This window comes from Providencia sp. PROV188 (genome assembly GCF_027595165.1).
Classification (GTDB): Bacteria; Pseudomonadota; Gammaproteobacteria; order Enterobacterales; family Enterobacteriaceae; genus Providencia; species Providencia lanzhouensis.
The window spans coordinates 1,698,707-1,712,708 of record NZ_CP097291.1 but is presented as its reverse complement, the minus strand read 5'-3'; the positions used below and the strand labels follow the sequence as shown (position 1 = coordinate 1,712,708).

At 40.4% G+C, this 14,002-nt stretch carries 14 protein-coding genes; 2 read left to right on the top strand and 12 right to left on the bottom strand.

Annotated features, from left to right (window positions below):
• The 7 genes from M5X66_RS07775 to znuA all read right to left on the bottom strand — a co-directional run bounded on the left by M5X66_RS07775 (position 1) and on the right by znuA (position 8,426).
• Positions 1-2,403, bottom strand: a complete 2,403-nt coding sequence (locus tag M5X66_RS07775; protein WP_270103979.1) for a fimbria/pilus outer membrane usher protein — start codon at positions 2,401-2,403, stop codon at positions 1-3.
• Positions 2,404-2,517: 114 nt separating this feature from the next.
• The gene (locus M5X66_RS07770; RefSeq protein ID WP_230083114.1) at positions 2,518-3,315 is read right to left on the bottom strand and encodes a fimbrial biogenesis chaperone; all 798 of its coding nucleotides are present in this window, start codon (positions 3,313-3,315) and stop codon (positions 2,518-2,520) included.
• Entirely contained in the window at positions 3,233-3,754 is a 522-nt protein-coding gene (locus M5X66_RS07765; protein WP_036948256.1) for a fimbrial protein, read from the bottom strand. The genes M5X66_RS07770 and M5X66_RS07765 overlap by 83 nt, the downstream gene beginning before the upstream one ends.
• A 195-nt stretch (positions 3,755-3,949) precedes the next feature.
• Entirely contained in the window at positions 3,950-4,798 is an 849-nt protein-coding gene (locus tag M5X66_RS07760) for a LysR family transcriptional regulator (protein ID WP_108478187.1), read from the bottom strand.
• 221 nt (positions 4,799-5,019) lie between these two features.
• A complete protein-coding gene (lpxM, locus tag M5X66_RS07755; RefSeq protein ID WP_036948261.1) occupies positions 5,020-5,994 on the bottom strand; it encodes a lauroyl-Kdo(2)-lipid IV(A) myristoyltransferase in 975 nt (324 codons plus the stop codon).
• A 117-nt stretch (positions 5,995-6,111) separates the two neighbouring features.
• Positions 6,112-7,446, bottom strand: coding sequence for a murein DD-endopeptidase MepM (gene mepM / locus M5X66_RS07750; RefSeq protein ID WP_036948263.1), 1,335 nt, complete (start codon positions 7,444-7,446; stop codon positions 6,112-6,114).
• A 20-nt stretch (positions 7,447-7,466) separates the two neighbouring features.
• The gene (gene znuA / locus M5X66_RS07745) at positions 7,467-8,426 is read right to left on the bottom strand and encodes a zinc ABC transporter substrate-binding protein ZnuA (RefSeq protein WP_036948265.1); all 960 of its coding nucleotides are present in this window, start codon (positions 8,424-8,426) and stop codon (positions 7,467-7,469) included.
• Positions 8,427-8,499: 73 nt separating this feature from the next.
• On the opposite strand from znuA, the gene znuC reads away from it, so the two are divergent.
• Together znuC and znuB are read left to right on the top strand one after the other, a co-directional pair.
• On the top strand, positions 8,500-9,267 hold the full coding sequence (znuC, locus tag M5X66_RS07740; RefSeq protein ID WP_108478188.1) for a zinc ABC transporter ATP-binding protein ZnuC: 768 nt from the start codon (positions 8,500-8,502) through the stop codon (positions 9,265-9,267).
• Positions 9,260-10,045 (top strand): zinc ABC transporter permease subunit ZnuB, encoded by a 786-nt coding sequence (gene znuB, locus M5X66_RS07735; protein ID WP_154599316.1) that lies wholly within the window; start codon positions 9,260-9,262, stop codon positions 10,043-10,045. The genes znuC and znuB overlap by 8 nt, the downstream gene beginning before the upstream one ends.
• 96 nt (positions 10,046-10,141) lie before the next feature.
• On the opposite strand, the gene M5X66_RS07730 is transcribed toward znuB, so the two are convergent.
• From M5X66_RS07730 to M5X66_RS07710, 5 genes are all read right to left on the bottom strand, one after another.
• On the bottom strand, positions 10,142-10,501 hold the full coding sequence (locus M5X66_RS07730) for a hypothetical protein (protein WP_270103978.1): 360 nt from the start codon (positions 10,499-10,501) through the stop codon (positions 10,142-10,144).
• Positions 10,502-10,755: 254 nt separating this feature from the next.
• On the bottom strand, positions 10,756-11,766 hold the full coding sequence (gene ruvB, locus M5X66_RS07725; RefSeq protein ID WP_036948275.1) for a Holliday junction branch migration DNA helicase RuvB: 1,011 nt from the start codon (positions 11,764-11,766) through the stop codon (positions 10,756-10,758).
• Between the two features lie 16 nt (positions 11,767-11,782).
• A complete protein-coding gene (ruvA, locus tag M5X66_RS07720; protein ID WP_036948277.1) occupies positions 11,783-12,400 on the bottom strand; it encodes a Holliday junction branch migration protein RuvA in 618 nt (205 codons plus the stop codon).
• Between the two features lie 84 nt (positions 12,401-12,484).
• Entirely contained in the window at positions 12,485-13,006 is a 522-nt protein-coding gene (gene ruvC / locus M5X66_RS07715; protein WP_036948281.1) for a crossover junction endodeoxyribonuclease RuvC, read from the bottom strand.
• A gap of 225 nt (positions 13,007-13,231) precedes the next feature.
• Positions 13,232-13,975: a YebC/PmpR family DNA-binding transcriptional regulator gene (locus tag M5X66_RS07710; protein WP_036948283.1), complete on the bottom strand. Its 744-nt coding sequence runs from the start codon at positions 13,973-13,975 to the stop codon at positions 13,232-13,234.
• Positions 13,976-14,002 lie beyond the last annotated feature (27 nt).

Below are 14,002 nucleotides of genomic sequence, written 5' to 3'. Positions count from 1 at the left end.
TTATTGGCAAACCCCGTCAATAAATTGAATATTTTGATTGCTCACATCAATCTTAAGAGGTAATTGACACTGCTGTGTATACGCTTCTCCCCATTTAATTTGAACAATACTCTGTGCAGGAACCCCACTCAAATAGACTTCTCCATCATTCGCTACAATGCCCGATGAGACGATATGCTGCTGTGCGAGAATATTAACTTGGGTACCAAACCCGAGTAACCGATTATTTTTCTTGAGTTTTAATACCACTCGCCCACCACGCTTCGCTTTAAGATCCACCAAAATAATCGCACCGCTTGTGGGAACAACGGTCGCTGAGCTCAATTCCACATCATCATTACCCTTTAACGTCGAGGTATCTACACTCACTTTATTACGTTCATAGCGCGTTAACATAGGCACCACGGCATACCCTTGCCCATTAGTACGCAGTGAAGGCACGTTATTCACTTTCAAATTATTAATATTTTGAGTTTTAACCAGTCCAATAGCATCAGAAAACGCGCGTGAAGCGGTCATTCCATCTTGATGAAATAAAAGCGCTCCAGTCACCTCAGCATGGGTAGCTTGATATTCAGAAGCATAATCCCAACCAGCACCAAATTCACCGTAAGAGGTTACGTAATTACCACGAATACCATGACTGAATTGTTGATTTTTATGATGATATTGCTGAGTAATGTCATATTGCAATTGATTGGAATTGAAAGCTGAGCCATTCAAGCTAAATGTACTTATTCCCCCGGCATTGCCGCTCGAGTTGTAGCTATAAACACCCCAATAAGCCTTTTCTTTCCAACGAAATGGCATACTGCAATTAAAGGAAAATAATCTATCGACCCGACGAGGATTATTTTGCTCAGAATGGGAATAGGAAAAGCTGTAATTAATAGATTGATATTGAGAGCCAAAACTGACTGTCAGGTTATTATCTGATCCTGACTGTCCCCAATATTTTTGTTGATACCCATTAATGTTTAAAGATCCCCATTTCCCTAGCGCTTGACTCAAAGCAATCTGTAACCGTTGCTTTTTTGATATTCGATCGATGTCTATGGCGTGAAAAAAAGTATGGCTTATATCTGGCTCTAACGCGTATTGAGCTGATAAATTCAGTCCCGTCGCTGTATTTTGAATATATTTGGTATATTGAAGACGGTAGGTTTGATCCGTCATCTTTGCATATTGCTGCCATTGTTCTTGTGAGTATGTCATATCCAATGAAATACCCCCTAGGTAACCTAAACTCACCCCTGATCCTAAAACATAGACTTGTTTATCTTCTGAGATAAAAGCGCCACCTAATAATGATAGATTGCCATAATTCTCTAAATTGATTGGCAGACCATAGATCCCAGAGAATTGAATAAAATAAGGTCGTTCTATCCTTTTCTCTTCCCTATATTTTCCAAGTTCGATGCTGTATTTTAATGACCCCTCCCTTTGCATGATGGGGGCATTAGAAAAAGGTTGGGTAAATGTTCTTATTGATCCATTTGCTTCAGTGACCATAACCTGTAAATCCCCATTGAACGACGTAGGATAAAGATCATTCAATAGAAATTCCCCAGCAGGTACTGATGTTTGATAAATAATCTGACCATTTTGACGAACAGTGACCACTGCATTAGTATTTGCAACCCCACTAACTACAGGAGCAAATCCACGGCGACTTTGCGGTAACATGCTTTCTTCCGACATAAGCTTTATACCGTGATATTGAAAAGCACCCATAATCCCGTTATCAGACGCTGTTTCTCCAATAATTAAATGGCTTTTCAAATCACGAATATCCCGCTCTAAGAAAGTTTGCAAACTATGCAAAATAGCCTTTTCACTCGTGTCATTGTAATAACTGTGATTACGTAACCGCCAAGCCCCCCAATTAATCCCATTTCGTAGACCTACATAAATATTTCGCTGGCTGTTTGAGTTTCCCCACGCTCGGTTAAACCGTGCTGAATAGTTAATAAACATCCCGTTAATTCCATCGTCCCATTCAGTGACGTCAATATAGCCTCGGCTCGCCATTTCCATTGCAATTTGAGGAATGCTAATATCTAATCGATTTGAAAAGAAATCATGATGAATGTCACTACCATCAATTGAGCGCTTAATATCTAAGAATTTATCGGTTGAAGAGATTTCATTTTTTTGTAATAACATTGAGGGCTTAACACCCCAACTCATTAACTGTTCTTTTGTTATCTTAGGTTTCAGTTTTTTTTCTTCATTATCGTAAATAAATTCAAGAAACTCATCTGCAACTTTGTTTCCATTCACATAAATATTGACCTGATAACGACCAGGGAGTTGCCCTTCTGTTTTAGAAAGATAACTTAATAATGAAGAGTCAGATAGCTTATTCTCAATCCCTGTATTAATTGCATTGATGTCAAACATCTCACTTGCACTAGAAATTGATGCAAATCCAACTGATGAAAAAAATGTAATATTAATGAATTTCTTTTTTTTACTATAAAACCAATTTTTGATTAAGTGGTGTGTTTCCATACACTAGCTCTTGGTTATTTTCTTTTCCACAATAGCACCATAGTCATTAATAAATTCAACAGTAACTACATGCCCCTTATCTATCTTATCTTTAAAAATATAATCATCTACCCAAGGGTAAATCATTTTCATTCCTTTTATGGACTCCCCATTAATTAAAATGCTTTTAATTGATAAATGATATGGAGTTTTATTTTTTATTTTTATTCCATTATGCTCTTTTGTTAATATTATGTTATCAAAATTTAATGGCTCAATATCGTTTGAGCGTAGGAAAAGTTTAAACTGAGAATTAATAATAATTTGCAATTCATTTTCAATACTCTCATCTTTAGGAGGTATTGATTTTATATTTAATAAAAATATTTTTTCTTGGTTAGATGCAAGTGGCTCGCCTAAATACGCAATTCTTGCTGCCCCATAACTACTCGGCTCAACACGGAATAAAGCTGGAGTTGCAATAAATGGCGCTTTAATATCCTCATTGAATCCGGTCACCCAACTTTGGATTAAGAAAGGTTTTTTTTCATTACTATTAAAAATTGGAATTGAAATTTCTCGTTTATTATCCATATAAACAAAACGAGTTCCACCTACGCTAATCCCACTAGCTGATGCTAAAGATACAAAACAGAAAAAAAATAAAATAGCTGAATAAATTATCTTCATAGACATGCCAACATAACGTAAATATGGGTGACAAGCGTCACCCAGCATATTATTGATATTGAATACTGTAAATTGCGCTACTATTTGCTTGCCCTGCTGTTGCAGCACCGGTTGCTTTAAACGCTGCAACATACTCCAACTCTCCCGAGTTTCCTGCTAAAACAACCTCTTTAGTATCTTCGTATAATTTTATCTGAGAAACTGCATTTTTTTCATACAATGCAATACCTACGTTTTTTGCTGCGCCATTGCCATGATGTAAAGCGAGAATATCTTGGTCCACCGCATCGCGATTTCCTGCGAAATTAACCGTCACTTTAGTATCAAGAGGGCAATCTACAAGTTTAATTGTGAAATTCGTTAACCCTGCCATTTCTCCAGCAGAAGATAAACTTTTGGTTGATATTCGGCCAAGATCAACATTTAAATTACGTGATTGACTATCTACGGTACAAGCTTGCTCCGTTATTTCTCCCGTAAAATTAATCACACCAGAAGCAAACACTGCCGGTGCGATCGTGATAGCCAAGCTCACTCCCAATAAATTTAGAGTTTTATTTAGAATATTCATGATATTTCCTATAAATAGAATGTATGTTTTAAAATTTACATTTCAAAAAGTAAATATTTTATATATTTACTTTTCGCCAGAAATATAGCATCCCCCTTCAATTAAGTTAATGAATGGTTATATTGATTTTTTTAAATTCAAATCAAAAATACTCATACACTTTACAGAATAAATTTAAAACAAAAATTAATTAGTTTAGAAATCATTAAATAGGTAATTTATGATCATATCATTTATTATGGGATTCTTATTTTTATACATATAAAATTGGTATTTAGAATTGCAAATGTCATTCTCAATTTCTTTTAAGATGTTTTCCTCTATCAATTCATGAATAATATTCCTTGGAAACCAAGAGTAACCGACTGAATTTTTAGTTAATTTAATCGCTGTTTCAGTATTTGCAACCTTAACAGTTTGGTGGCTTCGCATCTTATCTTGAAAAATCGTAGACAAAACAATATGCGGTGTTTTTTCGAGTTTATGTCTAATCTTATCTTTGGTACATTGCTGCAAATAATGATTAGGCGCTGTAACAAGAACCGCGTCAATCTCTCCCAAAAAGATGGGATTTAATGAACCGATATAATGATGAGATATTAATAAATCAAACTCTTTATATGATAAGATATCTTCCCGATTCAGTAGTGTTTTGGTTAATTCAATATCATAATCTTTTCTACTTTTGATTAGGCTTCCAATCTTATTTAATAGGTCATCACTGCTATATAATGAATCTATTACTATCTTTATTTTATTATTTATCTTTTTATTTATTAATTTCGCAGCTATTTCTAATGCAATCGCTTTATTGGTCACTTCTCGTGATAATGCTAATAGTGCTTCACCTTGTGAAGTTAATACAGCTCGGCGTTTTTCCACTACAAAAATTTCAATATCTAATATTTGTTCTAGCTTACTAATAGTATAACTAATTGAAGATTGTGTTTTATGTAACACTTCAGCTGCTTGAGCGAACCCGCCATAATCGACAACAGCTTGCAAAGTTATCCATTGATCTAATGTTGTTTTCGTTTTATTCATAATGTTTCCAGCCCATAATCTTCCCTCACCTTCATCTCAGGAAGAATATAACAATGTATTTAGAATATCACTCCTACACTTTAGTGTTTTTAGCATTATTTTAAAGCCATCTTTTAAATTAAATTTATTCCATAATTATATATAATAAATATCTACCGCTCTTAAAAAACAAAAGCCACGGATAATGATTACCGTGGCTTTTTACTATACTAAAAAGATATCTAGCGATATAAATCCTTTCGCTGATAAGGCTCTATTTCACCTTCCTTGCGCGTTTTCAAGAGTTTGAGGATCCACGTATATTGCTCTGGATTAGGCTCAACTAAAAACTCTAACTCCTCATTCATTCGACGTGCAATATAGTTATCATCTTGCCCATCAATATCATCCATTGGTTCACGAACATAGATATGTAATTGATGATTAACGTGATCGTACACCGGAAATAACGGAACAATTTTCGCTTTACACACTTTCATCAATCGACCAATAGCGGGTAAAGTCGCTTTGTATGTGCCAAAGAAATCAACAAATTCACTGTGTTCTTCCCCATGATCTTGATCGGGTAGATAAAAACCCCAGTAACCTTGTCTGACCGATGCAATAAAAGGTTTAATTCCTGCTTCGCGGGAATGAAGGCGTCCACCAAAATGGTAACGCGCCTTGTTCCACAAATAATCTGCAACGGGATTTTTCTGGTGATGGAACATCGCCGCCATATTCTGCCCCATCGCAGCTAATAACATTGCAGGAGCATCGACAGCCCAGCCGTGAGGAACCATAAAAATCACATTGCTTTGCTGTTCCTGCAATTGGTCGATAATCTGTTTGTTATGCCACTGGGTGCGCGCTAATGTTCGCTCTGCACCACGTACACACAATTCAGCCAACATGACAAAAGACTGCGGTGCAGTTTCAAACATCCGGTCAACCAACTCTTCTCTTTGTTGCTCTTCCATATCAGGAAAGCAATAGAGTAAGTTAATTTTAGCTCGGCGACGGGCGCTCTTCGCTAATCGTCCAACCCATTTACCTATTTTTGCCAGCATAGGGTCACGAACTTTAACAGGGATATAGGCAAGCGCAACAAAGAGCCCTGCACCTAACCACACGCCCCAATATTTAGGTAATAAATAGGATTTATGAAACGTTGGCACATAGCCCTTTTTGCTGTCGGTATCTTGTTCTTTATTCATGTTATACCCAAGAAATCACGGCTATTTTGATAACCAAAAATGAATGTGTAAGAGCATTACAAAAAAAACTGGCAGACACAAGTATCTGCCAGTTATTGGATGAAGAAGCTGAAATGGTTATTTCAGTTTAAGCTGAGGTTTAGTTTCTTTGACCAGCTCTAAATATTCTTTACGTTCTTTACCTGTTAAACCACCTGAGCTTGGTAATTTCGCAGTTAGCGGGTTGACGGCTTGTTGGTTAACCCACATTTCAAAATGGAGATGTGGCCCTGTAGAACGTCCAGTATTACCTGATAACGCAATGCGATCACCACGCTTCACTTTTTGTCCTGGTTTCACCAGCAATTGACGTAAATGCATATAACGCGTCGTATATTGGCGACCATGGCGAATAGCAATAAAGTTTCCTGCCGCACCACTGTACTTCGCCACAATCACTTCACCATCACCAACCGCTAATACAGGGGTACCCACTGGCATTGAGAAGTCGACCCCTTTATGTGGTGCAACTCGCCCCGTTACCGGGTTAACACGACGCGGGTTAAAGTGTGATGAAACTCTGAACTGCTTAACCGTTGGAAAACGCAAGAAACCGCGTTCTAAACCATTACCTTCACTGTCATAGTAGCGTCCGTCTTCAGCACGGAAAGCGTAGTAATTTTTACCGCCAGACTGTAAACGTACGCCAACTAGTTGGCTCTGTTCATGAGTCCCATTGAGCATCTCGCGCCCCATTAAAACAGTAAACTTATCGCCTTTTTTCAGCTTGTTAAAGTCCACCTGCCACTGTAATGCTTTGGTAACTTCACGACCTTCGGTACGAGTCAAACCGGCTTTCTTGGTGCTTTGAGCAAACGTGCCTTCGATAGAACCGGTCATCACGCTGTTTGTCCAATCACCTTTGCGGATCTCTTTCACTTCTTCAAATTTGTTGGTTGCCCCAACACGTTTGAAGATACGCGTTTCACGACGAGAAACATCCCACGTTAAGGATTCTAATTCGCCATCAGCATTCAGTGTCCAGCTAAGGGTTTGACCGATTTTTAAATTACGTAATGATTTATGTTGATTTGAAAGTGTCGCAACATCACCAGCTTCAATACCAAACTGGGTCAAAATAGACGATAAATTATCGCCACTTGAGACAACATATTCATGTGCGAGAGGTGTACCATCTGCATCTGATGCGTCAGTGTCGCTGTCTGCAACGCCTTCATCGGGTAACTGCTCACTACTATCTTGAATTAAATCATCGCCTTCTGCTTCAATCGCTGATTGAGCAAAAGGAATGACCGTATCAGGAGAACTGTCACTTTCATGCGTGGTAGGGATATGTACAGGCCGCCAAATCGCGACGGCCATGGTGGCGACAGTGAGCGTGCTCAACACAATTTTATGGGTCTTGGACAAGCCGTTAAATGCCTGCACAATACCACTTGCCATTTGCTGCACTTTAAACTATTCCTCTATGCTTAATTCAGGCAGCTTGCGTATTGTTCTGATAGTTGAGTCAGAAACTTCATGTAGCTATCTGGTCCAATTGCCAGCCCACTACCGAGTGGGTCGAGAGTACCCATTTTGACTCCCGTATTTTTCGCTACGCTTTCAATAACCGCAGGTCTGAATTGTGGCTCAGCAAAAACGCATTGCGCTTTATGCTCAACCAGTTGTGTTCGTATTTGATGCAATTTTTGCGCACCGGGCTGAATCTCAGGGTTTATCGTAAAATGCCCTAACGGAGCGAGCTGATAGTGTTTTTCAAAGTAGCCATAAGCATCGTGAAAAACAAAATACCCTTTATTTTGAGCCGGTTTTAAAATACTAGCAATTTTCTTATCGTTTTGCGCCATGTTTTCTTTGAATTTACGAAGGTTTACGTCCAGCTTATCTTTCTGAGCAGGATAAAGCTCTACTAAACGCGCGTAAATGTCATCGGCAGCCAAATTTGCAATATCTGGAGACAACCAGATGTGCATATTATACTCACCATGGTGATGATGTTCGTGATCCGCATCATGGTTAGGTTCATCGGCATGTTGATGGCTATCGTCCTCCTCATGGTTTTCAGCCATTAATAAGTCATGAATATTTTTCTGCTCAGCCAATGCCAGACGTTTATTCTGGTCTAATACATTGATTGGCTTCTCTAAAAACATTTCTAATTCAGGACCAACCCAAACAAATAAATCAGCCTGTTTTATCTTTTTTAAATCCGAAGGTTTCAGTGCATAATCATGTGGCGAAGCGCCATCAGGAAGTAAAACTTGTGTATCAGTGACACCATCAGCGATCCCCGCAGCAATGAAAGCTAAAGGTCGAATCGATGTGACGACATCGGCGTTGGCTAGTGGCAACATCGATGCAGTTAAAACTGAAGCTAACGTAGCTTTGCAGATGAATTTACGGGTAATAAGTTTCGATTTGTGTATCATGAACATTTTTCCGTGATCTTAAAATTGAAATGTTATAATATAACACAACTTGATTTCTGCAAGATGTTTTCATATGCAACCACTATTATCTTTAAATAAAATCTCTGTCTCATTTGGCGATAAACCCGTATTAAAGGATGTCACTTTTGCACTTAACAAAGGTGATATCGTGACGTTATTGGGGCCGAATGGTGCAGGTAAATCCACGATTGTTCGCGTGGTATTGGGGCTATTAGCGCCCACATCAGGCACTATCAATCGAGCCTCGTCACTCTCTATTGGTTATGTCCCACAAAAACTGCATTTAGATACCACCCTACCGCTAACCGTAAAGCGGTTTATGATGTTAAAGCAAGGTGTCCGCACGGCGCATTTATTACCCGCTCTCGAGCGAGTAAAAGCCACGCATCTTATTGACCAGCCAATGCAGAAACTCTCGGGTGGTGAAACCCAGCGCGTTCTGCTTGCGCGTGCATTACTCAATAAACCTGATTTGTTGGTTCTCGATGAGCCCGCCCAAGGCGTCGATATTAATGGTCAAGTTGCGTTATATGACCTAATCAATCAATTAAGAACTGAACTCGGTTGCGCGGTTCTCATGGTCTCTCATGACCTGCATTTAGTTATGGCAAAAACAGACCAAGTTTTATGTATTAACGGGCATATTTGTTGCTCTGGTACCCCTGATGTTGTCTCTAATCACCCTGAATTTGTTGCTATGTTTGGCTATCGGGGCGCACAGCAACTGGGGGTTTACCGTCATCAACATAATCACCAACATGATTTAGAAGGTAATGTGATTACATCCCACCAACACAGCAAGGATTGCCATCATGATTGAGTTACTGTTACCTGGTTGGATTGCAGGTATGTTACTCGCGATTGCTGCCGGTCCCTTAGGTTCCTTTGTGGTTTGGCGCCGCATGTCCTATTTTGGGGACACCCTCGCCCACGCATCTTTGCTAGGTGTTGCCTTCGGTTTGCTGTTAAACATTAATCCCTTTTACGCCGTGATCGCCGTGACGTTATTATTGGCTCTGATCCTTGTGTGGCTGGAAAAACGTCCTCAACTCGCCGTCGATACATTACTCGGCATTATGGCTCACAGCTCTCTATCTTTAGGCCTTGTTGTCGTCAGCCTAATGGCGAGTGTCCGCGTCGATCTGATGGCTTATCTATTTGGTGATTTGTTATCCGTAACATATGAAGACATTATAACGATTCTAATCGGTGTAGTTGTCGTTTGCGGGTTGCTTTTTTATCGATGGCGGGCGCTTTTATCGATGACAGTTAGCTCAGAGCTGGCTTTTGTGGATGGAATTAATCTCCAACGCTCTCGCTTATTGTTGATGATGGTCACGGCGTTAACCATCGGGATCGCAATGAAATTTGTTGGTGCGCTAATCATTACCTCTTTACTGATCATCCCCGCTGCTACCGCTCGACGTTTTGCAAAAACGCCAGAACAAATGGCGCTCACCGCCATTGGTATTGGCATGGTTTCCGTGACTGGCGGATTAACCCTATCCGCATTTTATGACACTCCGGCTGGCCCGTCCGTGGTACTAACTTCTGCCATTTTATTTATTCTAAGTTTGTGCGTAAAAACGAAAAACTAGTTGTATAAAAAGAATGCCTGAATAAAACCGTATCTGGATAAAAAACCTATAGAAAACCCGCTTTATGCGGGTTCTAATAAAATTCAATAATACGAATTATTCAGCATTCTTTTTATCGTTATTCACGGGGATTTCTACATCACCGACACTATCGTTTATAAATCCACCGACACAATCCATAAATTGATTAACTTTTAGTTTAAATCCTTCATCTGAGTATTTTGGATCATTTAATTTATCTTTTGGAACATTCACGTTTAAATCCCCATGAAATTTCTTATTTAAGTCAATTTCACCCTCGATACTCACCCAATATGTTGATCCTTCAGGTAAATACCGAGAACAACTTTCAATAGTTTCCTTATTGGTGATAGCTTTGGTGTTTTTTGTGCAACCAGAAACAACAGTTGCAAATAAAAGTACTGTGAGCGCAAATGTGCAAGAAGCTTTATTCATGTGGGACTATCCTAATAGTCGAAAAGACACCATATGATAATAAAAATCATTATCAATGTCTGTATTTTTAAAACTCACTGCATATATTCTCAATACCATTTCGTGGACTAAATAATGATAATTTCTCAATTTAGTAAAATATAGATACAAAAAAACCCAGTAATTGTGGCTAAATTACTGGGTTCATTTCATTTGAAATACGTATGATATTATTTAAATCATACGTATCTATATATCAATCAAGCGTTTAAAATCTAGACTTCTTTCGGCGTTAACCCGAAATGAGAATAAGCATGGGCTGTTGCCATACGCCCTCTTGGTGTTCGCTGAATAAACCCTTGCTGGATAAGATAAGGTTCGAGCACATCTTCGATGGTCTCGCGCTCTTCTCCAATCGCAGCGGCAAGGTTATCAACCCCCACTGGTCCGCCCATAAACTTATCGATGATTGCCACCAGCAGTTTACGGTCAAGATAGTCAAAACCCGCCGCATCCACATTCAACATATCCAGCGCTTGGCTCGCAATCAACTCATCAATACTGCCATTGCCTTTTACTTGGGCAAAGTCACGCACACGGCGTAATAAACGGTTAGTGATCCGTGGTGTTCCTCGTGAACGCATCGCGACCTGCAATGCCCCTTCTTCGGTGATATCCAGCCCCATATACTGAGCGCTACGCTTCACGATATGTTGCAAATCATCAACTTGGTAAAATTCTAAGCGCTGTACGATCCCAAAGCGGTCACGCAGTGGCGACGTTAAAGAGCCAGCCCGCGTAGTGGCGCCAATTAACGTGAATGGCGGTAAATCGATTTTGATGGAACGTGCCGCAGGACCTTCACCAATCATAATATCTAATTGATAGTCTTCCATGGCAGGATACAAAATCTCTTCGACTACGGGTGAAAGGCGATGGATTTCATCAATAAACAGGACATCATGAGGCTCAAGGTTAGTCAGCATCGCTGCCAAATCCCCTGCCTTTTCTAGGACAGGCCCTGAGGTTGTCCGTAAATTAACCCCAAGTTCGTTGGCGACAATACCCGCTAATGTGGTTTTTCCTAACCCTGGTGGTCCAAAAATTAACAGATGATCAAGCGCATCCCCCCGCATTTTGGCTGCCTGAATAAATATTTCCATTTGATGCTTAACTTGCGGTTGCCCAATATACTCATCCAGTAATTTAGGGCGGATCGCGCGATCAATGGCTTCTTCTTCAGAATGCAGCACTTCAGCGGTAATTAGGCGATCAGCTTCAATCATCGTAATAATCTCTCAATTAAAGTGCTGCGCGTAAGGCATCACGGATCAGGGTTTCAGAATCGCTATCAGGTTTCGCGACTTTACTCACCATACGGCTGGCTTCTTGCGGCTTATATCCCAAAGCAATCAAGGCAGCAGCAGCTTCGGCTTCGATATCTGCTTGGCTTGGTCCTTGGCTCTTCACGCTTGGTAAATTAATATCGCTCACTGGGTTGAAAAGATCCCCATTCAAGCCTTTGAAACGGTCTTTCATTTCGACCACTAAACGCTCGGCAGTTTTCTTACCAATACCTGGCAATTTCACCAAAGAGGAAATCGCTTCTTGCTCGATGGCAGACACAAATTGTTGAGCCGACATGCCAGATAAAATTGCGAGTGCCAGTTTAGGACCCACGCCATTGACTTTAATCAGCTCTTTAAATAGAGCACGCTCTTGTTTGTCATTGAAACCATACAGTAATTGAGCGTCTTCTCGCACAACAAAGTGGGTGAAAACAATCGCTTCTTGACCAATTTCAGGTAATTCATAGAAACAAGTCATTGGCATATGAACTTCATAGCCAACACCTTGTAGCTCAAGTAACACAATGGGTGGTTGCTTTTCTAATACGATGCCACGTAAACGACCTATCACACTGAACCCCTTAAATTTGATTAGCGTTTTAAATTTTGACTCTGCTGTTTATACCACAAAAAATGCTGGATGCATATCCAGTCTTCATCTTAATCTTCCACGGGTCAACACTAAACGCGGATCGCCGACTTTCAGCAGGTTTTGATTAAAATGGCAATGTGTGATGGCAATCGCCAGCGCATCCGCAGCATCCGCTTGGGGGCTAGCCGATAATTTTAGGATAGATTTCACCATATGTTGAACTTGGCTTTTTTCTGCAGCTCCCGTTCCCACAACAGTTTGCTTGACTTGGCGAGCCGCATATTCAAAAACGGGAATATTTTGGTTTGCTGCCGCGACAATCGCCACACCACGCGCTTGCCCCAGTTTCAGAGCCGAGTCCGCATTCTTCGCCATAAACACTTGTTCGATAGATAAAACATCAGGTTGGTACTGGGTGATAATTTCCGAGACTCCCGCATAAATACGCTGCAGACGGCTTGGTAAATCATCAACTTGAGTACGAATACACCCACTTCCAAGATAGAGTAGTTGCCTACCTTGTTGGCGAATAACACCGTATCCTGTGATCCGTGAGCCAGGGTCGATACCTAGAATAATCGCCATATAAAACCTATAGTTGCCCTTTATTAATTTTCATATCATCTTATTCCCATCTAATGACAGCCACAATGGCAACAAGGAAATATCACCGTTTCCACCGGAATTTCAGTGTAAGTAGCATTCCTACCATCATAAATATAGCAAATAAAAGAGAAGGTGAAGATGGGAGAGGCGTTAGAGAAAACAGGCTGGACACAGCCCGCTTTCTCTACGCAGACATCGTCTTAATTACAGTTGCTCAGCAACTTCATCAGAGATATCACCGTTATGATAAACTTCCTGTACGTCGTCTGAATCTTCTAACATATCAATCAGACGCAGTAATTTAGGGGCAGTTTCAACATCAAGTTCGGCTTTAGTGGATGGAACCATAGAAACTTCAGCGTTTTCGCTAGTAAAACCAGCGGCATCCAGCGCATCTTTCACTTCACCAAACGTTTCTGGTGTAGTGTAAACGTCAATCGCGCCATCATCGTAAGTTTCAACGTCGTCGGCACCCGCTTCCAATGCAGCTTCCATCAGAGCATCTTCGTCCACGCCCGGTGCGTAAGTGATCACGCCACGTTTGGTGAACAGATAAGATACAGAACCATCAGTCCCTAAGTTACCGCCCGTTTTCGTAAACGCGTGGCGAACTTCAGAGACGGTACGGTTACGGTTGTCACTTAGACATTCAACCATAACCGCTGTGCCGCCAGGACCGTAACCTTCATAAATGATGGTTTCCATATTATCGTTATCATCATTACCCACACCACGTGCAATCGCACGGTTTAATGTGTCGCGAGTCATGTTGTTTGATAATGCTTTATCCACAGCAGCACGCAAACGTGGGTTAGTTGCGACATCGCCGCCGCCTAAACGCGCTGCAGTGACCAGCTCACGAATAATTTTAGTGAAAATCTTACCGCGTTTTGCGTCTTGCGCCGCTTTACGGTGTTTGGTGTTGGCCCATTTACTATGACCTGCCATGAAATATCTCCAAAAACGTCAATAAAA